The 26,167-nt window shown below is 63.0% G+C and carries 30 protein-coding genes and 1 pseudogene; 12 read left to right on the top strand and 19 right to left on the bottom strand.

Annotated elements, in window-relative coordinates:
• Positions 1–8: 8 nt before the first annotated feature.
• Positions 9–275, bottom strand: coding sequence for an RNA recognition motif domain-containing protein (locus GNH96_RS04560; RefSeq protein WP_169602595.1), 267 nt, complete (start codon positions 273–275; stop codon positions 9–11).
• A gap of 166 nt (positions 276–441) precedes the next feature.
• Positions 442–651, bottom strand: a complete 210-nt coding sequence (locus GNH96_RS04555; RefSeq protein WP_010960118.1) for a cold-shock protein — start codon at positions 649–651, stop codon at positions 442–444.
• A gap of 370 nt (positions 652–1,021) precedes the next feature.
• Between GNH96_RS04555 and GNH96_RS04550 the strand changes: the two genes are divergently transcribed.
• The 3 genes from GNH96_RS04550 (at position 1,022) to GNH96_RS04540 (ending at position 2,449) form a co-directional block, all read left to right on the top strand.
• Positions 1,022–1,471 carry an Hsp20/alpha crystallin family protein gene (locus tag GNH96_RS04550; RefSeq protein WP_169602594.1) on the top strand — a complete coding sequence of 150 codons (450 nt, stop codon included), beginning with the start codon at positions 1,022–1,024 and terminating at the stop codon, positions 1,469–1,471.
• A 20-nt stretch (positions 1,472–1,491) separates the two neighbouring features.
• The gene (locus GNH96_RS04545; protein WP_169602593.1) at positions 1,492–1,872 is read left to right on the top strand and encodes an Hsp20/alpha crystallin family protein; all 381 of its coding nucleotides are present in this window, start codon (positions 1,492–1,494) and stop codon (positions 1,870–1,872) included.
• 73 nt (positions 1,873–1,945) lie between these two features.
• Positions 1,946–2,449 carry an Hsp20/alpha crystallin family protein gene (locus GNH96_RS04540; RefSeq protein ID WP_169602592.1) on the top strand — a complete coding sequence of 168 codons (504 nt, stop codon included), beginning with the start codon at positions 1,946–1,948 and terminating at the stop codon, positions 2,447–2,449.
• Positions 2,450–2,611: 162 nt separating this feature from the next.
• On the opposite strand, the gene GNH96_RS04535 is transcribed toward GNH96_RS04540, so the two are convergent.
• The gene (locus GNH96_RS04535; protein WP_169602591.1) at positions 2,612–3,235 is read right to left on the bottom strand and encodes a hypothetical protein; all 624 of its coding nucleotides are present in this window, start codon (positions 3,233–3,235) and stop codon (positions 2,612–2,614) included.
• Positions 3,236–3,808: 573 nt separating this feature from the next.
• On the opposite strand from GNH96_RS04535, the gene GNH96_RS04530 reads away from it, so the two are divergent.
• The 9 genes from GNH96_RS04530 (at position 3,809) to GNH96_RS04495 (ending at position 11,271) form a co-directional block, all read left to right on the top strand.
• Positions 3,809–4,093, top strand: a complete 285-nt coding sequence (locus tag GNH96_RS04530) for a CopG family ribbon-helix-helix protein (RefSeq protein ID WP_169602590.1) — start codon at positions 3,809–3,811, stop codon at positions 4,091–4,093.
• 341 nt (positions 4,094–4,434) lie between these two features.
• Entirely contained in the window at positions 4,435–4,701 is a 267-nt protein-coding gene (locus tag GNH96_RS04525; protein ID WP_169602589.1) for a CopG family ribbon-helix-helix protein, read from the top strand.
• A complete protein-coding gene (locus GNH96_RS04520) occupies positions 4,698–4,982 on the top strand; it encodes a type II toxin-antitoxin system RelE/ParE family toxin (protein ID WP_169602588.1) in 285 nt (94 codons plus the stop codon). Before GNH96_RS04525 ends, GNH96_RS04520 begins: the two co-directional genes overlap by 4 nt.
• Positions 4,983–5,069: 87 nt before the next feature.
• On the top strand, positions 5,070–5,726 hold the full coding sequence (locus GNH96_RS04515; RefSeq protein WP_169602587.1) for an N-6 DNA methylase: 657 nt from the start codon (positions 5,070–5,072) through the stop codon (positions 5,724–5,726).
• Positions 5,723–6,217, top strand: coding sequence for a hypothetical protein (locus tag GNH96_RS15865; protein ID WP_223163466.1), 495 nt, complete (start codon positions 5,723–5,725; stop codon positions 6,215–6,217). Before GNH96_RS04515 ends, GNH96_RS15865 begins: the two co-directional genes overlap by 4 nt.
• Positions 6,218–6,236: 19 nt before the next feature.
• Entirely contained in the window at positions 6,237–6,884 is a 648-nt protein-coding gene (locus GNH96_RS15860; protein WP_223163465.1) for an ImmA/IrrE family metallo-endopeptidase, read from the top strand.
• Positions 6,885–6,924: 40 nt separating this feature from the next.
• A complete protein-coding gene (locus GNH96_RS04505) occupies positions 6,925–9,003 on the top strand; it encodes a RecQ family ATP-dependent DNA helicase (protein ID WP_169602586.1) in 2,079 nt (692 codons plus the stop codon).
• Positions 9,000–10,403 (top strand): DNA-processing protein DprA, encoded by a 1,404-nt coding sequence (locus GNH96_RS04500; RefSeq protein WP_169602585.1) that lies wholly within the window; start codon positions 9,000–9,002, stop codon positions 10,401–10,403. The genes GNH96_RS04505 and GNH96_RS04500 overlap by 4 nt, the downstream gene beginning before the upstream one ends.
• A gap of 64 nt (positions 10,404–10,467) precedes the next feature.
• The gene (locus GNH96_RS04495) at positions 10,468–11,271 is read left to right on the top strand and encodes a hypothetical protein (protein ID WP_223163464.1); all 804 of its coding nucleotides are present in this window, start codon (positions 10,468–10,470) and stop codon (positions 11,269–11,271) included.
• Between the two features lie 281 nt (positions 11,272–11,552).
• Here GNH96_RS04495 and GNH96_RS04490 read toward each other — a convergent pair whose 3' ends face one another.
• The 16 genes and pseudogenes from GNH96_RS04490 to GNH96_RS04415 all read right to left on the bottom strand — a co-directional run bounded on the left by GNH96_RS04490 (position 11,553) and on the right by GNH96_RS04415 (position 25,948).
• Positions 11,553–12,680 (bottom strand): S1C family serine protease, encoded by a 1,128-nt coding sequence (locus GNH96_RS04490; RefSeq protein ID WP_169602584.1) that lies wholly within the window; start codon positions 12,678–12,680, stop codon positions 11,553–11,555.
• A gap of 50 nt (positions 12,681–12,730) precedes the next feature.
• Positions 12,731–14,596 carry an ATP-dependent zinc metalloprotease FtsH gene (gene ftsH, locus GNH96_RS04485; RefSeq protein WP_169602583.1) on the bottom strand — a complete coding sequence of 622 codons (1,866 nt, stop codon included), beginning with the start codon at positions 14,594–14,596 and terminating at the stop codon, positions 12,731–12,733.
• Positions 14,597–14,629: 33 nt separating this feature from the next.
• Complete coding sequence (locus GNH96_RS04480; protein WP_169602582.1) at positions 14,630–15,214, bottom strand: MarC family protein; 585 nt, start codon at positions 15,212–15,214, stop codon at positions 14,630–14,632.
• 112 nt (positions 15,215–15,326) lie between these two features.
• Complete coding sequence (locus tag GNH96_RS04475) at positions 15,327–15,737, bottom strand: phosphate-starvation-inducible PsiE family protein (RefSeq protein WP_169602581.1); 411 nt, start codon at positions 15,735–15,737, stop codon at positions 15,327–15,329.
• Positions 15,738–15,955: 218 nt separating this feature from the next.
• Positions 15,956–16,906: a zinc metalloprotease HtpX gene (locus GNH96_RS04470; RefSeq protein ID WP_228720010.1), complete on the bottom strand. Its 951-nt coding sequence runs from the start codon at positions 16,904–16,906 to the stop codon at positions 15,956–15,958.
• A gap of 12 nt (positions 16,907–16,918) precedes the next feature.
• Entirely contained in the window at positions 16,919–17,242 is a 324-nt protein-coding gene (locus GNH96_RS04465; RefSeq protein ID WP_169602580.1) for a chaperone modulator CbpM, read from the bottom strand.
• A 3-nt stretch (positions 17,243–17,245) separates the two neighbouring features.
• On the bottom strand, positions 17,246–18,172 hold the full coding sequence (locus GNH96_RS04460; protein ID WP_169602579.1) for a DnaJ C-terminal domain-containing protein: 927 nt from the start codon (positions 18,170–18,172) through the stop codon (positions 17,246–17,248).
• A gap of 45 nt (positions 18,173–18,217) precedes the next feature.
• Positions 18,218–19,051 carry a ZIP family metal transporter gene (locus tag GNH96_RS04455; RefSeq protein WP_169602578.1) on the bottom strand — a complete coding sequence of 278 codons (834 nt, stop codon included), beginning with the start codon at positions 19,049–19,051 and terminating at the stop codon, positions 18,218–18,220.
• 32 nt (positions 19,052–19,083) lie between these two features.
• Positions 19,084–19,179: pseudogene (locus GNH96_RS15970) on the bottom strand (DUF1232 domain-containing protein); the annotation flags it as partial.
• Positions 19,180–20,133: 954 nt separating this feature from the next.
• On the bottom strand, positions 20,134–20,658 hold the full coding sequence (locus GNH96_RS04445) for an SRPBCC family protein (protein ID WP_169602576.1): 525 nt from the start codon (positions 20,656–20,658) through the stop codon (positions 20,134–20,136).
• Positions 20,659–20,676: 18 nt separating this feature from the next.
• Positions 20,677–21,648: a vWA domain-containing protein gene (locus GNH96_RS04440; RefSeq protein WP_169602575.1), complete on the bottom strand. Its 972-nt coding sequence runs from the start codon at positions 21,646–21,648 to the stop codon at positions 20,677–20,679.
• Entirely contained in the window at positions 21,645–22,208 is a 564-nt protein-coding gene (locus GNH96_RS04435; protein ID WP_228720009.1) for an MxaK protein, read from the bottom strand. Before GNH96_RS04435 ends, GNH96_RS04440 begins: the two co-directional genes overlap by 4 nt.
• Positions 22,205–23,188 carry a vWA domain-containing protein gene (locus tag GNH96_RS04430; protein WP_169602574.1) on the bottom strand — a complete coding sequence of 328 codons (984 nt, stop codon included), beginning with the start codon at positions 23,186–23,188 and terminating at the stop codon, positions 22,205–22,207. The genes GNH96_RS04435 and GNH96_RS04430 overlap by 4 nt, the downstream gene beginning before the upstream one ends.
• Positions 23,185–24,090, bottom strand: coding sequence for a nonribosomal peptide synthetase MxaA (locus GNH96_RS04425; RefSeq protein ID WP_228720008.1), 906 nt, complete (start codon positions 24,088–24,090; stop codon positions 23,185–23,187). The genes GNH96_RS04430 and GNH96_RS04425 overlap by 4 nt, the downstream gene beginning before the upstream one ends.
• Positions 24,090–24,932, bottom strand: coding sequence for a DUF58 domain-containing protein (locus GNH96_RS04420; RefSeq protein WP_169602573.1), 843 nt, complete (start codon positions 24,930–24,932; stop codon positions 24,090–24,092). The genes GNH96_RS04425 and GNH96_RS04420 overlap by 1 nt, the downstream gene beginning before the upstream one ends.
• Positions 24,929–25,948 carry an AAA family ATPase gene (locus GNH96_RS04415; RefSeq protein ID WP_169602572.1) on the bottom strand — a complete coding sequence of 340 codons (1,020 nt, stop codon included), beginning with the start codon at positions 25,946–25,948 and terminating at the stop codon, positions 24,929–24,931. The genes GNH96_RS04420 and GNH96_RS04415 overlap by 4 nt, the downstream gene beginning before the upstream one ends.
• Between the last annotated feature and the right edge of the window lie 219 nt (positions 25,949–26,167).

The raw sequence follows: 26,167 nt of genomic DNA, 5'->3' as shown, positions 1-26,167 counted from the left end.
ACGCGGACTCAACGGCGCCCGCGGCCGCCCGAGCGAGGACCCTTGTCCAAAGCGACGTAGATCGTCTTGCCTTCGTAATCGGAACCGTCCAGCGCCTCGATGGCCTTCCGGGCCTCGTGTCCTTCCATGCTGACCGAAGCCGTACCGCGCGCCTTGCCGGTGAACAAGTCGCGGCTGAGCTGAAGCTCGAAAACCTTTCCGTAGCCGGTGAACAGTTCCTTGAGGCCCGCTTCGGTGGTTTGAGGGGGCAAATTTCTGACAAAAAGTTTCAACATGTGCTGGGCACCTTCATAAAGGGGTCGAGCGGAGCGCTGCGACAAAGCACAACGTTTCGCTGAGTGAAGAGGAAAAAACAGGCCGCTTGAAGCGGCCTGTTTTCGTCAGTAGCGGTGCGCGACGGGCTGATCGCCCGCACGCCATCCCGGCATAACGAGATGGTTGTTACAGAACCACGACGTTCTCGGCCTGCGGCCCTTTCTGTCCGGCGACCTCGGTGAAGCTCACCCGTTGGCCTTCTTTCAGGGTCTTGAAACCTTGGCCCTGGATCGAACGGAAATGAACAAAAAGATCACTGCCGTTTTCACGCTGGATGAAACCAAATCCCTTGCTTTCATTGAACCATTTAACGGTTCCCTGTTGCTGTTGTGACATATCGAATCTCTCGAAAAAATGACTGGAAACGTAAAGCGTAGTATTACGGCGAGTGGGCAGGTGGAGCGGGTATGGTTCCGGGTGGAACGAACGCTACTGAAACTTGCGTGGCACGGACCCCAATACGACGGGTCTAAGGTAAAGTAATTCGATACCGTTTTCAAGCGAAATCGGAAGACCCAACCAACTCAGTGGAACGGGTGGAACCCCGGCAGCCATCACCAGCCTCTGGTCAGATTGGCCAAGGCAAGTGGCAGACCCGCCATTCGCGTGGACGCGAGGGAGCGGGAAGCCTATAGTAAGGCCGCTCTTTCGACCAGGGTTTGAGGTCGAATGGGCGAATTCTTCAATGTGGTTCAGGAGGTCAATCATGTACGAGTCCTTGCTACGGTTTCCAACCGATCTCTTCTCGGAATTCGATCGGATGCAGCGGGAGATGGAACAAATGTTCGGTGCGTTGGGCATGCCCACCAGCATCCGGGCGGTGACGCGGGGTTTTCCCGCCGTCAATATCGGCGCTACCCCCAAGTCCGTCGAGGTCTATGCCTTTGCCCCCGGCGTCGATCCATCCAAGCTGGAAGTCAGCGTGGACCGCGGGCTCTTGACCATCGCGGGGGAACGGCCGAGCGAATTGCCCGAGGAGAATGACAAGGTCAGCGTCTACGCCGACGAGCGGTTTTCGGGCAGCTTCAAACGGGTCGTGAGCCTGCCGGAAGACGTGGACCCCTCGGGCATACAGGCCCGCTATCGGGACGGCGTGCTGCGTGTCTCGGTACCGCGCAGTGAGGCGGCGCAACCCAAACGTATCGAAGTCAGATGAGCAGCGAAAGGAGAATCATCATGAGCGACGGTAAACAAGACATCGCCAAGCGCGAAGACGTTCGACCGGCCCCGGCCCTGCTGCCCGCGGTGGATATCGTCGAGGACGAAACCGGCATCAGCCTGAGCGCCGATCTTCCGGGCGTGCCCAAAGAGAAACTGACGGTGCGCGTGGACGGCCAAAGCCTTTCGATCGAAGGCGAAATCGCCCTGGAGACGCCGGAGGGGATGGAAGCTAGTTATGTCGAAGTCCGCTCCCCTGCCTACCGCAGGAGCTTCAACCTGAGTCGGGACCTCGACCCTTCCAAGATCGACGCCCACTTCAAGGACGGGGTGTTGCGGCTGCGGATTCCCAAGGCGGAACATGCCCAGCCCCGCAAGATCACGGTCAGCGTGGACTGAGCATTTTTGAATGACCGGCGCGGCCCGAGGGGCCGCGTGCGGCCTTTTGCAACCATCGTTACGGGGAGGGATTATGAACGCATTGAACGAGCTCAAGCACGGCGTGGAAGAGGCTTGGGAGTCACTGGCGGAAGGCTGGCACCGCCTCCGCGAACGGGCGGCGGGCGCGCTGACCCGGTTCAAGCCCGGCGGGTCGGTGCCTGCCGTGCCCAAACGCCAAGAGGATTTCTACTTGGCCTCCCCCTCGTGGGCCTTGCTGGCCGGCGACGTGTACGAAGATGACCGCAAACTGGTCATCCGGCTCGAAGTGCCCGGGATGGAGAAGGAGGATTTCAACCTCGAGTTGCGCGGCGATATGCTGATCGTGCAGGGCGAAAAGCGCCTCGAGCGGGAAACCAGCGAGGGCCGCTACCGGATCTTGCAGTGCGCGTACGGACACTTCCACCGGGTCATACCGCTGCCGGCGGAGGTAGTCGCCGAGCGGGTGCAGGCCTCCTACCGTAACGGCGTGCTCAAGATCGAACTGCCCAAGGCAGCGGCCGCGCTGCCCAAGAGCGTCGACATTCCCATCCGGTGAGCCCTCGGCACCCGCTGCGTCGCCATTTCGGCGGCCCTGCTCTAAAATCGGCCAAGCATGGCGCCGGCCAGTTCAAATACCGGCGCCACACCCATCTCATCATCTCAGGGCTGTTGTCGGACGCGGCCGGCGCTCGGAAGACTGTTCGAGGTTCCCGATCGGTCACTCGGACCTCTGCTGCACGGTGCTATCCGATCCTTCCTTGACCTCCCCGTAGGCCTTGCGCAGGCGCTGCAACTCGGCGCGGTAGCGTTCGGCGTCGCCGTAATCGAAGAACCGGTTGTAGCTCTCGTGAGGCGTCGGCACGCGCCGGGCGTGCTTGATGGGACACCAGAACTGCTCGGTACGTCCGGCCACTTCCTTGGCCCAGGAAAGCAAGCCATTGCCGTATTCACAATAAAGGCAATTCAACCGTTCGATGGCGTTGAGATACGGCAGCCTGGCCCGATCGAAAACAAAATAATCCCCGCGCTTCAGCCTCGGGATGCCATACACCGGAAAGCAGATCCCTTGATAGAGGCTGACGGCGATATCCAACAGGAGCAGGGGAACGAACAGGCCGTAGATCACCGGCGCGGTCAGAATGTGACGCAGGGGCGCATCAATCAGGGTGCGCAGGCTGCTCTTGCGCAAGCGGCGCTGCAAAGCCGCCGCTTCGCGCTCGAAGTGGATCTTGTGGCCATCGATGTGATAATGGAAGCGCGCCCGCGTTTCGGCGAGGTCGGCTTCCAGTTCCCGTTCCAGTTCATGGATTCGGGCCAGTAGTTCTTCTATCTTGGGGTTCATGGGCGTTTCCCGGTAAGCGGGTCTTGGTGGGCTGGCCATCGCCGGCGCGTCCAGCATGCGGCAGGCCGAGAGGTCGGTGGAGGGACGCGTTTCGTCTTCTGATCATAGCATTACCGAGCGCGACTCAAGGCAGCCCAACGCCGGCAGAGGGTGATATCCCGGCAGCTTACGGCAGCTTACGGCAGGCACTGCTTCCCATGTTCAGTGTCCAACCGGCGCTATAAGCCCACGCATTAAACAGGAGGGCGGCCTCCTGCCAAACGGACGTACCGGCGCGTGTGTGAAGTGCGCGGCCCCTGCTGAGTGAGCGGACGGCGTGGAAAGACACGCGAATCCACCCTAACCCTCGGCAGCTCCTTTCATCGCTAGGTGCTGCCGAGGGTCTTCAAGCCTGGTGCGCATACGCCAGTCGTCGGACTCGAACGAGTTGCCCGAGACGCGCTCAGCTAGACCAAAGCCCCATCGCCAGTGGACATTCATCCGAACGCCTGACAGACCCGATATAAACTGTCTCTTTGAACCTGCGTGGTGGTCCATAATGGTTGCACTTATTGCAACCTTTGAGGTGACCCTATGACCACGACCATGGGCATCAAGCTTGACGAAGAGACCCGTGCCCGCCTGAGGGCTCTCGGCGCCGCCCGGCAGCGCTCCGCCCATTGGCTGATGCGTGAAGCGATCCGCGAATATCTGGACAGGGAAGAAGCGATTGAAAGGCGCAATGCCGAAGCGGATGGAGCATGGGACGAATACAAGCGCACCGGCCAGTTTGTCAGCGACGAGGCCATGACGGCATGGCTGGATACGTGGGGAACGGACAAGGAAGGCCCATGCCCAGACCTCGAACCCCGGCGCTGAAATGGTCCCCCGCCGCGCAACGGGATGTCGTCCGGCTGCGGGAATTCATCGAATCCCATAATCCCGACGCGGCCAGACGCGCCGCTGGAGGATAGATGATGGAAAAACGGGCCAGCTGCAGCAGGCAATGCAGCTTACCGGCAATTCGGCGTACTGGCGGCGGAACTCGGGATCGAGAAGAGGGAGCTTTTAGAGGCGCTCAATGATCTGTTCGTGAAGCATGGCAAGCCACCGATTGCTTGATTGCTTTGCAGGAGCAGCGGAGAAAGTTGCTGGCGGATATTGGATTGGTAGCCTATGATTACATTTGAATCACTGAGAACCACCCACAGGCCAAGCCCATGACGACCGAAGCCTTTACCGTGCGCACAGACAGCGAAACCGCCCACCGCTTAGACGCTCTGGCGTCGCGCCTGGACCGGTCACGCAATTACCTCGTCAACCAGGCCATCAAGGAATACCTCGATCTCCACGCCTGGCAGATCGAGAAAATCCAGGAAGGCATCGAGGCGGCCGATCGAGGCCAATTGTTCCCGCATGAAGACGTGATGGCGGAAATGGACGCCCTGATTCAAGAACACATCGATCGGCATGAAGGCAGGCAGTGAGAATCGAGTGGACCGAACCCGCCCGCCGGGATTTGCGGGAAATCTACCTGTACATTGCCCAAGATAACCCTTACGCCGCCCGCAATCTTCAGGCCGAAATCCGCGAGCGCGTCACCCTCCTGCAAGACAACCCACACCTAGGCCGGCTTGGTCGAATCGACGGCACGCGCGAGCTGGTGATGGGAGATAACCCCTACATCCTGCCGTACCGCTTGCGCCAGGATCGCATCGAGATTCTGGCCGTGTATCACGGGGCGAGGAAGTGGCCGGAGCGTTTCTGACTTTTCCCGAAGTACGGCAAGCCGCTGATAGCAGAAAATTCACATGACAACCATCCACGACATTCTGAGCCCGAAGTGGATCAGCCCATGAACTACGTCAAATCCAAACAACGCGTCGCCGACCACGGGGAGGTCTTTACCCCGCCGTGGCTGGTCGAGGCGATGCTCGACTTGGTGAAGGACGAGACGGAGCGGATCGACTCCCGTTTCCTGGAGCCTGCCTGCGGCAGCGGGAACTTCCTCGTGCGCATCCTGAGCCGCAAGCTCGCCGCCGTCGAATGCAAGTATGGCAAGTCCGACTTTGAAAAGCGGCACTACGCCCTCCTCGCGCTGATGTGCACCTACGGGATCGAACTATTGGAGGACAACATCGCCGAGTGCCGAGCGAACCTGCTGGGGATTCTCGCCAACTACCTGAAGCTCGAGGAATCGGACGATCTCTATCGGGCTGCTTCCTACGTACTGTCGCAGAACCTCATCCACGGCGACGCGCTGAAGATGCGCACCAGTGATGATCAGCCCATCACCTTTGCTGAATGGGGCTATCTCGGCAAGGGCAAATTCCAGCGGCGCGACTTCCGCCTCCACGATCTTGCCATGTCGTCAACGTTCAGCGCGAAGGATCCCATCTTCTCCCAACGCGGCAAGCACGAAATCTTCACGCCGACCCGGACCTACCCGCCGATGACGGTGCGCGAGCTGGCCGCTGCGGATAGCGGGGCTGTAGCAGTGGAGGAGCAATGACCACCGTGGCCGCGTCCGTGCCCGTGCTGCGCTGGGCGGCGCGGCGCGCGCGGCTGAATGACGATGCGCTGGCCGCACGATTTCGCAAGTGGCCTTTGTGGCTGACCGGCGATTCCCAGCCTACGCTCAAGCAGCTGGAAGACTTCGCGCGCCTCACGCACACGGCCTTTGGCTACTTTTTTCTGCCGGAACCGCCCGTGCTGGCATTGCCGGTGCCGGATTTCCGCACCCTACGCGACGAGACGCCCGCCGAACCGAGCAGCGACCTGCTGGACACCCTATACCTCTGCCAGCAGCGGCAGGACTGGTACCGCGAGCATGCCCGCATGCACGGCTTGCCCCCTTTGACCTTCGTGGGTAGCGCCCATTGTCGAAGAGGCGCCAGAAACCGTCGCTGCCCGAATACGAGAGACCCTGGGCCTCTCCGCCGAATCGCGCCGCCGCTCGCCCACCTGGACCGATGCGCTGCGCGATTTGATCGCCAAGGCTGAAGATGCCGGCGTGATGGTGATGGCGAGCTCCATCGTGGGCGGCAACAGCCACCGCAAGCTGGACGTGGGTGAGTTTCGCGGCTTCGCGCTGGCGGATGATGTGGCGCCGCTGATTTTTTTGAACGGTGCCGACAGCAAGGCCGCACAGATGTTCACGCTGGCGCACGAGCTGGCCCACATCTGGCTGGGCGCAAGCGGCGTTTCGGACACGCAGGCGGGCGAAGTGCCCGGGCAGCAAACCGAACGCTGGTGCAACCAGGTGGCGGCGGAATTGCTGGTACCCATGGAGGAACTGCGCGCAGCCCACCAGCGCAATACGCCGATCCAGGACGAAATTCAGCGGCTGGCGCGCGAGTTCAAGGTCAGCACCCTGGTCGCCTTGCGCCGCCTGTTCGACGCGGGCTTCATCACGCAGACTGCGCTGTGGCAGCACTACCGGGCGGAACTGGAGCGCCTGCGCACCTTGAAGGACCGCGGCAGCACCGGTGGCGACTTCTACCGCACCTTGGGCGCGCGCACCAGCAAACGCTTTGCCCGCGCCCTCATTGCCAGCACCCTGGAAGGACTGACCGCGTTTCCGGACGCCTTCCGCATGCTGGGCGTGCGCAAGACGGCCACCTTCTACGAGGTAGCGCGTGAGCTGGGATATTTTGGAGCGCACCCATGACCACCCAAGCCCCCTTCACTTTACAAGGGAGGAAAATAACATGATCTTCGATTCAAAGCGCGCGCTGGAACTGCTCCGGATTGGCTCCGGACGCGCAAATGCCACTTTCCGCGACGGCCAAGAAGATGCCATTCGTCACATCGTCGAAGGCAAAGGCCGCTTGCTGGTCGTGCAGAAGACCGGGTGGGGTAAGAGCTTTGTCTACTTCATTGCGACCAAGTTGCTAAGGGAATCTGGATCAGGCCCTGCCTTGCTGATCTCGCCACTGTTGGCACTGATGCGAAACCAGATCGCTGCGGCGGAGCGCATGGGCGTTCGCGCCGCCACGATCAACTCCGACAACGTCGACGACTGGACCCAAGTCGAGGGCAAGCTGGCCAAAGGGGAGATCGACATTCTCTTGATCTCGCCGGAGCGCCTGGCGAACGAGCGCTTCCGGACGCAGGTTCTGGCCGGCATCGCTGCACAGATTTCGATGCTGGTCATCGACGAGGCACATTGCATTTCCGACTGGGGCCACGACTTTCGCCCTCACTATCGCCTGTTGGAGCGGATCGTCAAAACGCTGCCGCCAAACCTGCGCTTGCTCGCCACCACGGCAACAGCGAACAACCGCGTGATGGAGGACCTTGCCGCTGTGCTCGGCCCGAAGCTTGAAGTCTCGCGCGGCGATTTGAATCGGACCTCGCTAACCCTGCAAACGATTCGCTTGCCCAGCCAGGCCGAACGTCTGGCCTGGTTGGCGCAGCAGTTGTCCACCCTGCAGGGCCACGGCATCATCTACACGCTCACCGTGCGCGACGCCAATCAGGTCGCCGACTGGCTCAAGACCAGGGGCTTCAACGTCGAGGCCTACACAGGTGAAACGGGCGACCGTCGGGAGGCGCTGGAGCAGGCGCTGCTCAACAACCAAGTCAAAGCGTTGGTTGCTACAACAGCTCTAGGCATGGGCTACGACAAGCCGGATCTGGCGTTTGTCATCCACTACCAAATGCCGGGATCGGTCGTCGCCTATTACCAGCAAGTAGGGCGCGCAGGAAGATCGCTGGAATCTGCATATGGGGTGCTCCTCAGCGGTCAGGAAGAGTCTGACATCAACGATTGGTTTATCCGAAGTGCTTTTCCGACCCGACAAGAAGTTGCCGATGTCTTGAGAGCGCTTGAAGAGGAGCCCAACGGGCTGTCTGTCCCCGAGCTGCTGAGCCGAGTCAATCTGAGCAAAGGACGTATCGAAAAGACGATTGCACTGCTTGCCCTCGAAGCGCCGGCACCTATCGCCAAGCAAGGCAGCAAGTGGCAGCTCACGGCGGCAACGCTGAGTGAAGCGTTCTGGGATCGAGCGGAACGTCTCACCGCGCTGCGGCGAGACGAGCACCGGCAGATGCAGGACTACGTCAGACTGCCGTTTGGTAAGCACATGGGCTTTTTGATTGGTGCGCTCGACGGCGATCCAAGTGTTGTCACAGAACCTGCATTACCGCCATTGCCAGCAACCGTAGATACCGAGCTGGTCAAAGCCGCCGTCGAATTTCTTCGTCGAACCAGCTTGCCCATCGAGCCCCGCAAAAAATGGCCCGTTGGTGGGATGCCCCGGTACGGCGTTAAGGGATTCATCGCCCCCGCCCACCAGGCCGAATCCGGCAAGGCGCTATGCGTCTGGGGTGATGCCGGATGGGGTGGCTTGGTTCAACAGGGCAAATACCACGACGGTCACTTTGCCGATGACCTCGTTGCTGCGTGTGTGAAGATGATTCAAGAGTGGAATCCGCAGCCGAGCCCGACCTGGGTGACTTGCGTTCCCTCGCTTCGGCATCCCGAACTGGTACCGAATTTTGCACAACGCTTGGCTGCGGCGCTGGGTCTGCCTTTTCATATGGTCATCGCAAAAACAGACGCAAGGCCCGAACAGAAGACGATGGCAAACAGCACACAGCAGGCGCGCAACATTGATGGTTCGCTCGCACTCAACGGCCAGCCCATCCCTCCCGGACCAGTCCTCTTGGTGGATGACATGGTCGACTCGCGCTGGACGCTGACGGTGTCTGCATGGCTGCTGCGCAAAAGCGGTAGTGGCGCGGTTTGGCCTATGGCTCTTTCACAGACGGGGCACGACGAATGACACCAGTCCTTTCACCCAACACCCAGGCGATCCTGCTGCTGACGGCGCCGCTCATTGCCGGACGAGGCACTGCGTCATCGGATCTGCTCTCGCCAGGTGAATACAAACGTCTCGCGCGTCATTTGCGCGAGATTCAGCGTCAGCCTGCGGATCTGCTCTCGCCGGACGCCGCTGAGATCCTGCGTGCGTGCCAACCAGTGATTGACGAGGGCCGCCTGCAGAAATTGCTGGGGCGCGGATTCTTGCTGAGCCAAGCGATCGAGCGCTGGCAAGCACGCGCCATTTGGGTCGTCAGCCGCGCCGATGCGGAGTACCCCCGCCGTTTGAAGGCCCGCCTGCGCGAAGACGCGCCGGCGGTGCTCTACGGCTGTGGCGACATGGCTTTGCTCGAAACCGGCGGGCTTGCCGTCGTTGGATCGCGCCATGTGGACGATGCCCTCATTGACTACACCATGGCAGTTGGCCGGCTCGCTGCTCGCGCAGGGAGAACGCTTGTCTCCGGTGGCGCCAAGGGCATCGACCAGGCCGCCATGCGTGGCGCACTTGAGGGGGGTGGAAAAGTTTGTGGCGTGCTGGCGGACAGTCTGGAAAAGACCACCATGAACCGCGAGCACCGCAACCTGCTGCTCGATGGGCAGCTGGTCCTGATTTCGCCCTACGACCCGAGTGCCAGCTTCAATGTGGGCAACGCCATGCAGCGCAACAAGCTAATTTATGCATTGGCGGACATCTCGCTTGTGGTCAGCTCCGACTTCAACAAAGGCGGCACTTGGGCGGGCGCTGTCGAGCAGCTCGACAAACTCAAGTTCGTCCCCGTCTTCATTCGATCGACGGGCGAGTTTTCGGCCGGCTTGGATGGATTGCGAAAAAAGGGTGCACGTCCTTGGCCGAACCCACAAGACGTGGATTCGTTTGAGGATGTGTTTAGCGTGGTAATGCCGATGTCAACGACCTCCACGCAGCTTGGTTTCGCACATTTTTCGAACGAAGAGCCAACGTCGGCTGATGCCAAGCCAACGGCACCCGTATCACCCGACACTGTTCCGGGGCGCCAGACCCATAACGAGCCATCTGCACCACTTGACATTCTTTCCGATGCGCCGCCACCGGCGGCGGAAGAACTGCCGCCAGTTGCGCCAGAGATCGCAGCTCCCATAGCGGAGGTCGCAGAAATTCCACAGCCGAAATCGCCCCCAGCCGAAGTACTTTTTTCAACTGTTCGCGCTGAGATTCAGCAACTCTTGAGTGTGCCGATGAAAGACATTGAAGTGGCTGCCGCGCTGGACGTATCAAACGCGCAGGCTAGGGCATGGTTACAGCGCCTGATTGATGAAGGCATATTGGAAAAACAGAAGAAGCCTGCGGCTTACATCGTCAAGCAAAAAAGGCTGTTCGAGTAGGATAATCAAGAACCCCAACGGCGATGATCCGAACGAGGAGGACATTCTCAAACCTGTGTGCTTCGTGTTCGACTTTGCCCCCACGTGGGCGTTACGGCAGCTCTCCGAATACGCCATTGGTCTTGCGCCCCACGAGACCAACCCGGAAAAGGCCGTCGCCGACCTCGTATCCTTCCTGCCGGTGCTGGCCTACGATGGCGCCAACATGACGCAGATCGACGCGGGCGGCATTCTCGACATCGCCATGGCGGGTACTTCGGCCACACTCTTGGCGCGCAAGTGGGAAAGTGCCTTGCTGGTGAACGTGGACAACGACACCCTGCGGCGGGTGTTGGACAACCCCGAGGCCATGGCGGCTGTCGAGCGCATCGAGGGGTGGCGAAGTCTGGGCGACAACGTCATCGAGGCGATCATCAACCAGAGCGAGAAAATCAAGTCGCTCAAGAAAAAGGCCAAGGAAGAAGGACTGACGCCTGCGGAAAAGCGCGAACTCAGCGCCGAGGAAAAGGAGTTCAAATCCAAACGCAAGCTGGTGCAGGAAAAGCTCATCAAGTTCGCCACCCGCATTCCGGCCTTCATGTACCTCACCGACTTCCGCGAGAACACCTTGCAGGATGTCATCACCCGGCTGGAGCCGGATTTGTTCCTGGCGGTCACCGGCCTGACGGTGCAGGACTTTCACCTCCTGGTGCGGCTCAAGGTGTTCAACACCGAACAGATGAACGCGGCGGTGTTCGCCTTCCGCCGCTATGAGGATGCGTCGCTTCATTACACCGGAATAGAGAGCCACCCGGGGCTGACGCACTACGGGCTGTACGACACCGTGGTCGCCAGGGAGGAATCGCCGCCGCACGAACCTGCGGGCTAATCGGGTAAGGACGGGTGTTTAGCCCGCCCTCCCCACACCACCTGGCATGCGGATCCGCTACGCCGACATGGATGATGTTTGGAGAAAACATCGTCCTAGAATGAAGCCATAGCTTCACGTTGGCGCACTCTCACGGTTGCCGCCAGAGCACCGGATGGTAAGGTTATCCAGACCCATGATGTCATGACAACACGTGATTATGATCTTATGTCTTAAGGGCGGCAGCCGACCCGCTCCCACCGGTCTTTAAGCCTTGGCCTTACCGGAAAAGCTCCTGTCGCTCAACTGCCGGCCTGCAATTGCACGGCCACCTCCAGCTCCTTTTCGCCGCGTCGCACCGACAGGCGCACCGTCTGGCCGATGCGATAGTCGTCCAGCAGGGCCAGAAGCTTGCCCACACTATCCACCGGCCTGCCCTCCACGGCGGTGATGATGTCGCCCGGAATCAGACGCCCGTCGGGCAGGAGGCTAGAACCCTTGAGTCCGGCCGCCTCGGCGGCGGACCCTGGATTGACCTTCAACACCACCACCCCCGTGACGCCCAGCCGCTGAACGGCCATCTGGTTGATTCCTTCGTCCACGGCGATGCCCAGCGCCGGCCGCGTATACTGGCCGCGGGCGATCAGTTGCGGCACCACGCGGTTGACGGTGTCCACCGGCACCGCAAAGCCCACGCCGGAAGATGCACCCGAAGGGCTGTAGATGGCGGTGTTGATGCCGATCAGCCGGCCGGCCGAATCCAGCAGTGGACCGCCGGAATTGCCGGGATTGATGGCGGCGTCGGTCTGGATCAGATGTTCGATGGTGACTCCGGTTTCCTCGGTGAGGGAGCGATCCAGCGCCGAGACGATGCCGATGGTGAGCGACCAGTCCAGACCGAACGGGTTGCCTATGGCGTACACCTTCTGCCCCACCTTGAGATCGTGGCTGACGCCGATGGGCACCGGCGATGGCGCATTGGGACCGACGTCGATTTTCAGCACGGCCAGATCATGGGCTTTGCTCACCCCGATCAGGGCCGCCTTGTAGTCGCGCCCGTCGGCGAGCTTGACGGTGGCTCCGCTGGCCCCTTCCACCACGTGAAAATTGGTCACCACATGGCCGGCTTCGTCCCAGATGAAGCCGGAACCGGTGCCGCGGGGAATGCTGAACATGTTGCGCGTCCAGGGGTCCACCACCCGTTGCAGGGTGGAGATGTACACCACCGAGTTTTTGGTGCGCTCGAACAGCTCGATGTTAGCCTTTTCTTCCAGCGAAAGCTCGCCCCGTGGGGTGACCGGTCTGGCACTTCCCTTGCCGGACGAGACCGGCCATTCCGCGTGTGCCGGGATCGACAGCAACAGGAAAGCCAGTAAACCGATGCCCGCGATCGAAGTCCGGTGGCGGGCGCAGTGGTGGGTATGACTCATGAGCGTTACTCCTGAAAACGAAGTCTGTGGGTTGTGTGGGCGCCCTCTGCTCAGGACTGCAAGTCCTGCGTCAGTTCGCGAATGGCGGTTTCGTCGAGCGTCTCGCGGGTCAGGAGGGTTTGGGCGCAGCGTTCCAATACGGCTCGATTGCGCTGAAGCAATCCATAGGCGCGCTCGAACGACCGGGAGATGGTGGCGCGAATGGCTTCGTCGATCTGCTGGGCCGTGGATTCGCTGATCCGGAAACCGCCTTGTTGCGCCAGACCCGGCACGTCGAGGAAGCGCTGCTGCTGCGGCTCATAGGCCACATAGCCCAGATTTTCGTCCATGCCATAGCGGGTGATCATGTCGCGGGCGATGTCGGTCGCCTTGGCCAGATCGTCCGCCGCACCGGTGGAAAGCCTTTGAAACACCAGCTTCTCCGCAGCACGCCCGCCCAGGAGCACGGCGATCTTGTTTTCCAGTTCCTCACGCGTCATCAGGTAGCGGTCTTCGGTGGGACGCTGGATGGTATAACCCAAGGCGCCGATGCCACGGGGGATGATGGATACCTTGTGGACCGGGTCGGTGCCCGGCAGGGACAGCGCGACGAGGGCGTGGCCCATTTCGTGATAGGCCACCACCTTGCGTTCCTCTTGATTGAGGATGCGATTTTTCTTTTCCAGGCCCGCGACGATGCGTTCGATGGCACGGGTGAAGTCATCCAGGTTGATGGCTGCAGCCTTGCGCCGGGTGGCCAGGACGGCAGCCTCGTTGACCAGGTTGGCCAGATCGGCGCCGGAAAAACCGGTGGTGAGTGAGGCGATCTGTTCCAGATCGGCGTCCTGAGCCAGCTTCACCTTCTTCACGTGCACCTTGAGGATGGCCAGCCGTCCGGTCTTGTCGGGACGATCCACCAGCACCTGCCGGTCGAACCGCCCGGCCCTCAGGAGTGCCGGGTCGAGGATTTCCGGCCGGTTGGTGGCTGCCAGCAACACCAGGCCGGTGGAGGGATCGAAGCCGTCCAGTTCCGCCAAAAGCTGGTTGAGCGTTTGTTCCCGCTCGTCATGCCCGCCCACGCCCGGAAAAGCGCCGCGCGCGCGGCCCAGGGCGTCGATTTCGTCGATGAAGATGATGGCGGGCGCTTTTGCGCGCGCCTGCTCGAACAGGTCGCGCACCCGCGCCGCGCCCACGCCCACGAACATTTCCACGAATTCGGCGCCGGAAATCGAGAAGAAGGGCACCCCGGCCTGACCCGCGAGCGCCTTGGCCAGGAGCGTCTTGCCGGTACCCGGCGGACCCACCAGCAGGATGCCTCTCGGCACGCGCGCGCCCAGTCGTCCGTACTCCTTGGGGTTTTTCAGGAAATCGACGATTTCCTTCAGCTCTTCCTTGGCCTCGTCCACGCCCGCCACATCATCGAAGGTGACGCCGGTTTCGGCTTCGACATAGACCCGGGCGCGGCTCTTGCCGATGGTCATGAAACCGCCCATCCCCTGTTTTTCCGCGAACTTGCGGAACAGGAAGAACCAGACGCCGAAGAAGATCACCGTGGGCAAGACCCAGGACAGCAGGTCTCGCAGCCAAGTGCTCTCGACCACCCGGGCGTACGGTACATTGAAGCGCGACAGACGCTCGGCCAGATCCGGCTCGACCCGGGCAGCGGCGATGGTACTCTTGCCGCTGGCGTCTTTCTGCTTCAGCCTGCCGGTGATGACCTTGTCACCGATCAGCACGTCCGCGATGCGCCCCTGTTCCAAGGCCTGCTCGAACTCGCTGTAAGGCACCACCTCCACCTGCGTCGCGGCCCACCAGTCTTGAATCATCAACAAAAGAATGAAGGCGACGATCCAGTAGCCGATATTCAAGTCTCTCTTGCTCCAATCGTATTTTTTCCATTTTTCCTTCCAGTTTTCCGGATCGATCTTCTTGTTCATGCGATGTCCTCCGATGGTGTGAGTTCAGGTCGTTCAGGTGAAGAAACGCTTGATGCCGGCCATGGTCATGTCCACCGCCACCAGGTTGAGCATCAGCCCCATGAGCCGTTCCAGGGCGATCAAGCCGCGCGGTCCGAGCCATTGCCCGAGGAACCGACCGAGCAGAAAGATGCTCAGGCTTGCCAGGAAAACCAGTGCCAACGCGCCGAGCAGCGTCGGGAGCGGGATTCCATGCTGTTTGCTCAGCAGCATCATGGTGGTCAAGGCGGCAGGCCCGGCGATGGCGGGTATGGCGATGGGCACGAGGAGCGGATCGTCCGCATAGCGGTCCTCGAAGACCTCCTGAGTCTGGCCGAAGATCATCTTCAGGGAAATGATGCCCAGGATCACCCCGCCCGCGATGCTCAAAGACGGCTCGGTCACGTTGAGGTAGTCGAGCAAACGATCGCCCTTCCAGGCGAACACCGCCAGCACTCCGAAGGCCATCGCCGTTTCGCGCAGTACCGCCCGGCGAAAAGCCACCGCATCCAGCCGTCGCAGCACGGTCAACAGTAAAGGCAGATTGCCGAAAGGGTCGGTGACCAGAAACAGCAATACGGCGACCTGGGCCAGCGTCATGGCGCTAGTCCGCGATTGTGCAGGCCGCAGCGGGCGGCGATTCCGCCCGGCGGACGACCGATGCAGCGCTTATCGAGGATTTTCATGGAAACTCTTTGTCGTCATGGCGGCGCTAGGGTTCCCGTTTTTCGCAGGCAGTGAGCACCCAATACACCGCCCCCAGGGCCAGTAATGCGGCCGACAAGGCACCGATGGTTCCCGCGTCGGCATTCGGATCGAGGATGACGAACTTGCGCGCCAGCGCGATCAAGGCGATCAATACGACGGTCTTGACCTGAATGATGCTGCCGCGGCGCAAGGCCACCCGCAGGATGGAATGCTTGAATTCCATCGCGATCAGCAAGGTCATGATCATACCGAACAGTTCCTGGAACACCCCATGAGCGAGCGAATCGAGGACCCGACTGCTGATCAGCACGACGACGGTGCGAATGAGCTGGTAGAGCGAGATGACGATGACCACCGCGATCACGTTCGCCAGGATGATCGCGACCACCTGCTCGAAACGTTCATAGAAGGTCATCAGGCGCCATTCTTCGGCAAAGCTCGGACGTCTTCCCTTTTGGGAGATTTCTGAGTCATCCACGATCGGCTCCTCCCCTGCTTCAAAAAGACTCACTGCGGCTTCGCTAGATGAACCTCGCTACCAGAACCGCCCCCAGATTCAGACACGGGCGCACCCAAGCGATGATGTTTCGAGTAGCCATTGCCCCGGCCTGTCGGACCCCTTCCCGACCCCATTCAATACCAAAGCCCGCTCCAGTGGTAGCGGGGCCGGCGAGTGACCTGTCGCATCCATGCCGGTCGACCCGGCTCCCGGAGCGGGTCCCAGACGGGCCGGGCCGGGTGCTGCCTGAGTTCCATCAGGCGGCGGATGCGCTCTTCGGTGGGCGGATGGGTGCGCAGCCACGAGGGCTCGGGCAGATTCACGCCGGGAAACAGGATAGCCATCAACCGTCGCGACCCGTATTCGATCTTCGCCAAGGCGCTGGCCAGCCCCTCCGGATCGCCGGTGAGCCAGGCCGCATTGAGGTCGGCGTGAAACTCGCGGGTGCGCGACAAACCCAGCTGCGCCAACAGGATGATGTGCGGGGCGAAGATCAGCAGCGCCAGCGCCCACCAGTTCACCTGAACCTGCTCGGCCCACAGCAGCGGCAGGTTGAACAGCAACAGCAGTTGGCCGAACAGCGACAGGAAACGCGCCAGCCGGCTCATCAGGTCGGCCAGTCCCATGACCCGAAGATCGCCGCTCCTGATATGGCTGATTTCGTGGGCCAGAACGCCGGCGATTTCCCGCCATTGCAGGTTGCGCAACAGACCGTCGGTCACACCGATGACGGCGTCCCTCGCGCCGCCCACGGTGAAGGCATTCACCAGGTCGCTTTGGACATGGCAGAGGGTGGGGACGGCCGGCAGTTCGGCGCGGCGCGCGAGTTCGGCCAGCATGTCGTAAAGCGCCGGGACCTCCGCCGGATGCAGCGGCCTGGCCCGATACAGGCGCAGCACCAGCCAGGGCGAAACGATCGGATGGAGTAAGCTCAGCGCGAGCGCCAACATCAGCAGCGTGAGCAGCCCTTCCTCGCCCCAGACCATGTGTCCGAGCAGGGCCAGGAGGGCCATCATGAACGCCATCAACAGCGCCGATTGCAGGCGATTGAGCCAGGCATGGCGATGCCACTGCGCCAGATTCAACCCGTCGCCTCCTCAATCCGCCGCCAGCCCGGCCCGCCGCAGGCATGCGCGCAGCCTCTCGGCTTCTTCCAGCAGGTCCAGGATGACCGCCGCCACCTCCAGACTGGTTTCGAAATCGCGCATCAGGCGCAGCAGCCGGCGGGCGCGCTGGATGTCGGCGGCGGCGAAACGCCAGGCGGCCGTTTCGGCGCCCTTGGGCGTCAACACCCCCAGGCCCACCAGCTCGATGATGCAATCGATCTCCGCTCCGCAAGCCAAGGCCAGTTCTTCCAGAGACAATATCCCCTCGTCTCCGATCCAGACACCGAGGCTCGACGTGATGATGCTTTTGCTCATGGCTTAAACCCCTAAGGCACGGCGCGGGTCGAAGGCCATCTGCCGAGCCATGTTCCGATAGAACTCCTTCGCCTGTTCGGTGTCCGCCGGAGGCAGCACGACGTCCAGCACGAGATAAAGGTCTCCGGGCGGATCACCGGGAATGCCTTGCCCCTTGAGGCGCAGCTTGCGTCCGTTCTGCGACTGGGCGGGAATGCGCACTTCCACGGTACCGGTCGGCGCCGGTGCCTCCACGGTCGCCCCCAGGGCCGCTTCCCACGGGGCCACCGGCAAGGTGAGATAGAGATCGCGGCCATCGACCCGGTAGAGCCGATGCGGCTTGAAATGCACCTCCAGGTAAAGATCGCCCGATGGACCACCCCCCAAGCCGGGGGCGCCCTGGCCGACCAGACGGATGAGTTGACCCTCGCGGATACCCTTGGGGATCTGCACCTGCAGCGTGCGTTCGCGCATCACCAGACGGCCCTGCTCGTCGAGCTGCGGCACGCGCAGGTTGAGGGTACGGCTGGCGCCGCGAAAGCTGTCGTCGAGATCGACGACAATCTTGGCATGATGATCCTCGCCGCGCGCGCGGAAGCCCCGGGTGCGCCGGCCGAAACCGCCGAAAAGGCTGTTGAAAAAGTCACTGAAGTCCGTTTCGCGAGCAAAACCTCCGTGGGTGAATTCGAAGCCGGCATCCCAATCCGGCGGCGGCCGGAATTCCTGACCGCCGCGATAACTGGCCCCCAGTCGATCGTAAGCCGCCCGCTTTTCCGGATCGCGCAACACCTCGTAGGCTTCGTTGATCTCCTTCATCTTGGCTTCCGAGTCCTTCTCCTTGCTGACATCGGGATGGTATTTGCGGGCCAGCTTGCGGTAAGCCTTCTTGATCTCGTCCTCGGTGGCCGAGCGCTCGACCCCGAGTATCTTGTAGTAATCCTTGAATTCCACGGTGTCAGCCGTCCTGATGATCGAATCGGAGTAAGCGGTGGCGGTTCATCCGAGGCTCACGCTCAGCGCCATCATCAGCGTGAAGCCCAGCATGATGCCCATGGTGGCGGCGACAGGATGGCCGCTGCCCTGGGTTTCCGGGATCACTTCCCGCACCACGACATACAGCATGGCGCTGGCAGCAAATCCCATGGCATAGGGTAACACGGCCTTGGCCATCAGGGCTGCGGCGGCGCCGACGACGGCCGCCAGGGGCTCCACCGCGGCGGAAAGCTGCGCATAGAGAAAACTGCGCAAAGGCGATAAGCCCTCGCGCCGCAGCGGCAGGGCCACCGCCATGCCCTCCGGCAGATTGTGGAAGGCGATGCCCGCCATCAGGCCGACCGCGGCGACCAGGCCAACCGGGCTGGCGCCGTCACCGATGGCGCCGAACACCACGCCCAGGGCGAGCCCTTCCGGGATGTTGTGGAGGGTGATGGCCAGAATCAGCAGCGTGGTCCGCCGCCAGTGGCTGGGCAGCCCCTTGGCGTCCTTGGCCGGCGCGGCAAGCTGCAGTCTCGGCAACAGCTGGTCGGTAATGTGGAGAAAGACGATGCCCACCAGGATGCCCACGCTGGCGGGCAGCCAGCGCCATGGGCCGTAGTCGGCCGACAGCTCGATGGCCGGATGCAAGAGCGACCAGAAGCTGGCCGCCAGCATGACACCGCCTGCGAAACCCAGCACCACATCCAAAAATCCTTGATGGACCCGGGCGGTGAAGAAGACCAAGGAAGCGCCCAGCGCCGTGCCGCTCCAGGACACCAGACCGGCGCCGAAGGATTGCCCGATCGGGCCCCAGTCGGCGAACGGCGGAAAACCGGCAATCCCGCCCGACGTCATGCGCCTTGACCCCGCCAAGCCTTGTATCTTTCCACATGCTCGCGGGTCAGGCGCAGCACGAGAAGAAGCAGGACGATATCGTCCAGGTAGCCGATCACGGGGACGAATTCGGGAATCAGTTCGACGGGATTGATGAAATAAAGCAGTGCGAAGCTCAAAGCGCCGATCACCCAGCGGGGAATGTCCCGATAACGACCCGACCAATAATCCCGCACCAGGTCCATGAGCAGCTCGACCTGCTCCCAAATGCCCTGCAACGACGGGATGCCGGCGATTTTCTCCCTGATCGCCGAACGCTGCGCCTCCACGCGCTCGAAGTTCGCGTCGGTCATCCGGTCTTGGGCATTCCGTAAAGCGATCTCTTCTTTCATCGAATCATCTGGCGCATCAACAAAAAAAAAACACTGGCTCGTCCGACGAATTTCTGGTGAAAAAGGTGGCGAGGGAGCGGAGTTTCAAGGGACATCCCGCCTAAGTCTAGTCCGATGGACGTACGAACTCATCATCGGGCGAGACCGGGAGGGCGGGATGCGGCTCAAGACTATCATCAATCGGGTACAGCGGTTCAAGTCGTCTGTTTATGGGGCGGAGCGGGTTATGACCGGCTGCCGGCGCCTCGTTTCGAGTTAGCGCCGCCGTGGGCATGAAGGTGTTCTTGGGCATTGGTGCATATATCGGCTGAACATGGCGTTCTATGCGGCCCATCCAGCCTGAAGAGAGTCCAGCGCGTGTCGAAGCCAGGATTGCCGGAGCGCGGCGCGCCGACCCATGAATTCGAAGTGCTGGGAAGCGATGGCAAATCCCTGGGAGTTGGAATGAGACGCCAAGACCGGGTGGCCGCCCGGACGCTCGCGCCATGGCCATTGCCGAGAGCGACCCCGACACATGGATGCTTCGGGGGTGGGGAGGGCCGTCCAGATGCCAACCCATCCCTCAGTTATCGAGCCTCTCGCCCCGCTCTCTCGTCTTGACTCAACCCGCAAGCGCTGGCCAGCGCTTGCCCGGGGCTGGTGAAATATCCGGGCTAGCGATAAAGGTATCCGCAAGAAGCGGGCATGGACCGCCCGCCTCGACGTAAAAACTTATCCCCCGCTCTCGAGGCTTTTCTTGAGATTGTCCAGTCCGCGCCGGAAAAACGTCTGCATCGCCGCCACGGCGGCTTCGTCGTTGAGTTCATCGGGGGGGAAGTTGCCGGTGTCACCGCGGTAGAGCCGGCTCTTCCACTCGACCTGGCTTCCCTTCTCGGTGGCCGTGACCTTCAGCACGGCAGAATAGGAGCTGGCCGGCAGCGCCTTGACGTTGTCCTTGCCCAGCCGGTAGGTGTATTCGTGGGCGGCCGGATCATAGGCATCGAGTTCCTCGGTAAGCTGCTCGCCGGTGGGGAAATAGAGGGTGCGCTTCTCGCCGGTGGTGTTGCCGCCGGTGCTTTCGCTCTTGGTCAAGGCGGGATTCCACTGCGCGATCGCTCCGAAGTCCTTCAAGGCATTCCAGACCTTGTCGACGGGAGCCGCGATCTCCACGGTCTCGACGACCTTCTGCGGGGTGGGGCCATGCGCCACCGTTGCGGTGGTGAACAGCAGCGCGGCCAGGGCCAGTATCGGTTTCATGAGGTTTCTCCTTGTTCTTTAGTTTGCGGTTGGAAATCGAAGCCGTAGGAGCAGGGTCCGCAGATACACCCCGGCCAGCATGGCGAGTGCCAGGGCGGCGGGAATCCAGCGAACGTCGGCGGCGACCCGCTGACGACGGGCCCATGCCGGTGCCGTGAGGGCGCGGGCCAGCCCTTCCGGCGACTCCAGGCGGTGGTAGCCCAGGCCGGCGGCTTCGGCGAGCTGGCGCAAATACGCCTCCTCGAGCTGGGACAGGTGTTCGCTCCCGCCGGCCTTTTCGCTGCCGAAGGGGGCGTTGCGGGCGTGGTAGCCCTCGATCTGCTCGGGCGGCAGTTCCGACAGGCCGAAGCTGGAGCGCTGGGGAACTTCGTCCTCGGCATAAATCCCTATGCGCCGGCCCGACTCGTCGTACTTGGGGATGGGCGAGAGTCCCGAGCCCCCGACCCCCACGATCAGCCCCCGGACCTTGCCTCTTAACTCGGCGAAATCGGGCCGGTAGCGTGGATTGAGCGGCGGCGCCTCGTGGCCGTCGGTGACGAAGACCACGTCCGCATCGCCGCGCCCCAGCAAATCCAGGGTGTTGTGCAGACCCGCGGCGATCAGGCTGTCGGCGGCCCAGGCCATGCGCCAGTCGAGCTGTTCGATGGCCGCGCTGATGGCGGAAAAGCCGGTACAAGTCTCGATCGGCTCGAACAGCAGCGCCGGCTCGCGTTCGGTGAAGACACCCAGCCCCAGGGTGGACCCGCAGGGCAGGTCCGCCGCGGCGCGGATCAGGCTTTGGCGGACGAATGCCAGCCGCGACACGGCGCGCCCGCCCTGCCGGTAGTCCTCGACGTTCATGCTGCGGGTGATGTCGACGACGACGATGTGGCTGAACACCGGCCGCTCCAGCGTCAGCCGGAGCGGGAAACAGGCGGCCACGGCCAGGACGAGGGCCGCGATCAGGCCGGCGAAAACCGGATCGGCAACTCGCTGCCGCCAGATGCTCATGGCAAGCCTCGCGGGAATCCGGGCAGGCCGGTCCACAGCCGCTTGGATTCGGCCCTGGGCGGCTCGTCATCGGCCTGGCTGACCCGGTCCATTTCGGGCATGAGGCGCATGGCCACTTCCAGGTTGTATTTGGCGTCCCAGTGGCCGGGCGCCAGCAGCAGGGCCCGCCGGTAGGCTTCCTTGCCCAGTTCGGCGAAGACCCGGGCCTGGTCGATTTCCGATCTTTCGAGGCGGTCCAGGGCCTGGGTGAGCTGCAGATTGCCCTGGTTGTAATACACGTCGGCGCGGAAGGCCGCATCGCCCTGGGATTCCAGCAGGTTCAGCAGCTCCAGCGCATCGCCGTAACGCTCGTGCCGCACGAAATACACGGCGCGCGCCAACAAGACCGAAGAAGAGGCCGTCGCCAACCGTTCCGGGGCGATGTCGTGCCCGGCCAGCAGCGCCGCGATATCGGCATTGGCCGCCTCGGCCTTGCGCCATTGCCTGAGCTCCAGCAGCGCCGACAAGGCCAGCATCAGGCTCAGCCCGGCCGCGATCCGAACGCGCCAATCCCCCCTCACCGCGCCACCTCCATGCCCTTCGCCGCCACCAGCCAGGCCAGCGCCAGCGCCGCCGCGAGGTAACAATAGGCTTGCAGGTCCCGCCGCGGCACCCGCTCGGCATAGCGCAAGGGACGCTGCTCCTCGCGGTCGATGTCGGCGATGGCGCGCTTCAGCGCGTCGGCGTCTTCCGCCTCATAGGCGCGGTAGGGGATGCCCAGACTAGTGAAGAAAAGATGCAGATAGCGCTCCGGCCGCGCCTGGGCATTGTCGTCCTCCGGGTTGTCCGGCGCTTCGAAGATCCCGTGGCTGCCGGCGGTGCGCAGGAAGATCCAGTACAGCCGCACGCCCTTCTCCTTGAACCAGCGGCGCAGCTTCAGCTCGCTGTCCGGGTCCACCTCGGCGGCGCCGTCGGACACCAGCAGGATGATGCGCGAGCCCGCGGGGGGTTCATCGCCGAAATACGAAAGCGCCATCGCCAGCCCCTTGCTCACATGCGTCTGCGCCAGACCCGGCAGCTTCATGGCGTGGACCGCCGCCAGCACCGCTTGCCGGTTGTCGGTCAGCGGCAGCACGAACAGCGGCGAGGTGCTGAAGGCGGCGACGCCGACCCGATCGTTGCGCCCGCCGGAGACGAAACCGCTCAGGAGGCGCTCGGCCGCGGCGGACTTGGATTCCTCGCCCCCTCCGGAGGTCCGCCCGGCGAAGCTGTCGTCCATGCTGCGGCTGCGGTCCAGCAACAGCACCATGTGGGCGCCGTAGCCGGTGCGTTCGACCGTGTACTCGCGCCGATGCAGGCCGGCGCTACCCAGCAGCAGCGCGAGGATGGCTCCGGCCCCGGCCAGGCGCAGGCTCAGGTCGACGGCGCGCGATGCGGCATCGACGGGCAGCAGCGCCAGCCAGGGCCAGGGCTCGGGCCGCAACGGCAACCGCCAGAGCGGCAGCAGCGTCAGCGGCAGGCCCCACAACCATTGCGGCGCGTCCAGCGCCCAATCGGTCATGGCCGCCTCCTTTCGGCAAGCTGGCAGGAACGAGCCAACGCCTCCACGCGCATCAGACCGAACCGAGGCACCGGTGCGCCTTCCCCGAAAAAGACTTCGTACGAGGTCTGGAAGAAATCCCGGATTTCGTTGCGCAAGGGATCGTAGGCCGGATGGGCACGGAAAAACTCGTCCAGCCCTTCGATGAACAGCGGCTCGCCCAAGGTCCGGTTGAATGCTTGGTGCAGACAGGAAAATCCTATCCGCAAGGCTTCCTGGCCGTCTCCCTGTCCGCGCAGACCCCGCAGTTCCCGGCAGGCCTCGGCGAAATAGCGGCCGCGCATGCCGAACGGCAGCCAGGCGCTCAGATAGGCCCACCAGACCAGCGCGCCCAGAGCCGCGAGCCCGAAGCCGGCGCTTGCGGCGGCAGGACCTGAAACCGGCAACGGCGCCGGCACGGCATCCGGCCGCACCGGCGGCAGGCCCTCGGCGCGCAGCACCGACGGCTCCCGGATCGGCGCGGTGGTGAAAGTCCAGTCGGGGACCGCCAGCCGTTGACCCGAGCCGGCCAATCGCAGCTCGAAGCCGGGAATCGTGAGGTTCTTCACTTCCAGCGGCGCATAGAAGGTCTGGTATTCCAGGGTCAGAATCCGGCGCTTGCCCTCGCCGCGGACCTCGACCCGCCGCAGCATCAGCCAGCGGTTGATCCAGCCTTCCTTGGGCAGGGACGCAGCCTCTATCCCCTGGCCCGCATCGGTTTCGACCCGCACTTCGTGGCGGATGAGATCGCCGATGACATAGCCGAAGGCGCGGGGCGTGTCGAACGAGAATGCCTTCACACCGGCCGGCAACTCGGCCGCGGCCGCCAGGCAACACCCCAGCCCCAGGAGGAGAGATATCGAATGACGGAATACCGACAACATCAGCCTGCATGGAAATGGCGGGTGACCGCGTCGGGATCGAAGCCGCCGGACAGAAACAGCGGTTCCCTGCCGAAGCCTCTCAGCATCGCCACCAGGCGATCGCGGCGTTCCTGGAAGGTCTGCGACAAACGGGCGCGCAAGGCCGGGCGCAGCCACATCAGCCGCTCCATGCCGTTCTCCATGTCCTGCAGCCGGGCCAGGCCGGACGCTTCCGGCGCGAACTCCTCCGGGTCCCAAAGCACCACCGGCACGACGTCGTGATGCGCCAGCGACGCCATGAGCTGCTTGAGGAAGCCCAAGGGGAAGTGGAAGTCCGACAGCAGGAACACCAATCCGCGCCGCGACGGCAGATAGCGGACCGCGTGCACCATTCCGCGCGCGCTGCCCCCCCTGGGCCTGAAACCGCGCAGACGCTCGGCCAGCTTCAACGCAGCCCCCACTTGCCGTGTCGGCGGCAGCAGGAAATCCGGAGCACTGCGGTCGGACAGTCCGACGAAACCCATGACATCCCCCGTCCGGTTCGACGACAGCGCCAGCCCCTCGGTGAAATCCGCCAGCACGGCCGTTTTCGATACGCGCCCCCGGTAGCCCATGGAGGCGGACAGGTCCGCCAAGGCGTAAACCGCGATGCGCCCGCGCTGCTCGTGCAGGCGTACCCAGAAATGACCGGCGGGGTCGCCGAGGCTGGCCCGCAGATGCAGCCGGCGGGGATCGGGATGGGCCTGAAACGGCACCAGCCGCTGAAAGGCATGCACGCCGCCGCCTTGCCGGCTGGGATGGGCCCCCGGCTGGACGCTGTCGGTGCGCCAGGCCAGCCGGTAATGGAATTCCTTGCGCTTCATGGCGCCGCGATCTGCCGGATCAGCTTGCCGACCAGCTCCGGAATCAGCTCGGCGCGGCGGTATTCGTAGACCGGCCTGAGGAAGATGCGGTGGCCGACCGCCGGGGCGAACACGTATTGCACGTCCTCCGGCTCGACCCGGTCCCGGCCGCTGAGCCAGGCCTGCACCCGCGCCAGGCGGACCAGATAGCTCATGCCGCGGGGGCTGGCCCCGGCCTCGATCATGTCGCCGGAATCCGCCTCGTGCAGAGCGATACCGAAGTCCTCCGGCCGCCAGGTCGCGCGCCACAGATCCTGCACGTAGCCCCTGAGACGGGCGCTGACGTGGATGCCGCCTTGCAGGGCTTCGGCGATGCCGTTGAGTTCGCGGAACGAGAGCGTCTCCGCGGGCGCGGACTCGACCAGCCGGTCGGGATCGTAGAAGCGCGGGTCGAACAGGATTGGGTCCATATGCGCCGCATCGGTCGGCGGCTCGATGGCGATTTCGAGCATGAAGCGGTCGCGCGCGGCCGCAGGCAGCTCGAAGGTCTCCTCCTTTTCCACCCGGTTGCGGTCGGCGAATACCTGCAGGTACGGAAACCGGAACTCGCGGTTGAACGCCGAGACGCTGCGCTCGGCCATCACTCGCAGCAACAGGGAATGCACCTGGGGCCGGGCGCGGTTGATCTCATTGAAGAAAAAGATGGAGAGCTGCTCGCCGTGCTTGAGCAAAGGCCCCGGCGCGACGCCCGGCCGGCCGTGCTCGTCCAGATAGGTGTAATAAACCAGATCGTTCGGCATCAGATCGATCGTGCCTTCGATCCGTTCGACATCGCCGCCGATACCGCGCGCCACCGCGCGGAGCAGGGTCGTCTTGCCGACGCCGACGCCGCCTTCGAGCAGCGCATGGCCACGGGCGAACACCGCCAGGGTCAGCAGCCGGATCGGGCGCTCCTGCCCGAGCACGACTTGCCCCAGGCCTGCTTCGAAGCGTTTGGCGCGTTCCAGGCTGTCGGCAAGTGGGTTGTCTTGATTCATGGGAGATGGCGAGTGGCGGACTTCAAGCTTGAGACGGGGTTGGACAATCCGCCGCCAAGCTCAGGAAATCGTCATACCGGCAGGGGATGCCGGGCAGAACAGCCCGGCATTGGCCCAGGTCACGGGGAAGTACGGGTTCGTCCTCCATGGCCTCTGGGTTCCGGCGGTCCCTGCCGGAACGACGCGCGTTTCTTGACGACGGTGTCGAGCATTCAGCGG

Source organism: Methylococcus geothermalis, assembly GCF_012769535.1.
GTDB lineage: Bacteria > Pseudomonadota > Gammaproteobacteria > Methylococcales > Methylococcaceae > Methylococcus > Methylococcus geothermalis.
Note: the sequence above shows the minus strand (reverse complement) of the source record. Positions and strands in the feature narration are given on the sequence as shown.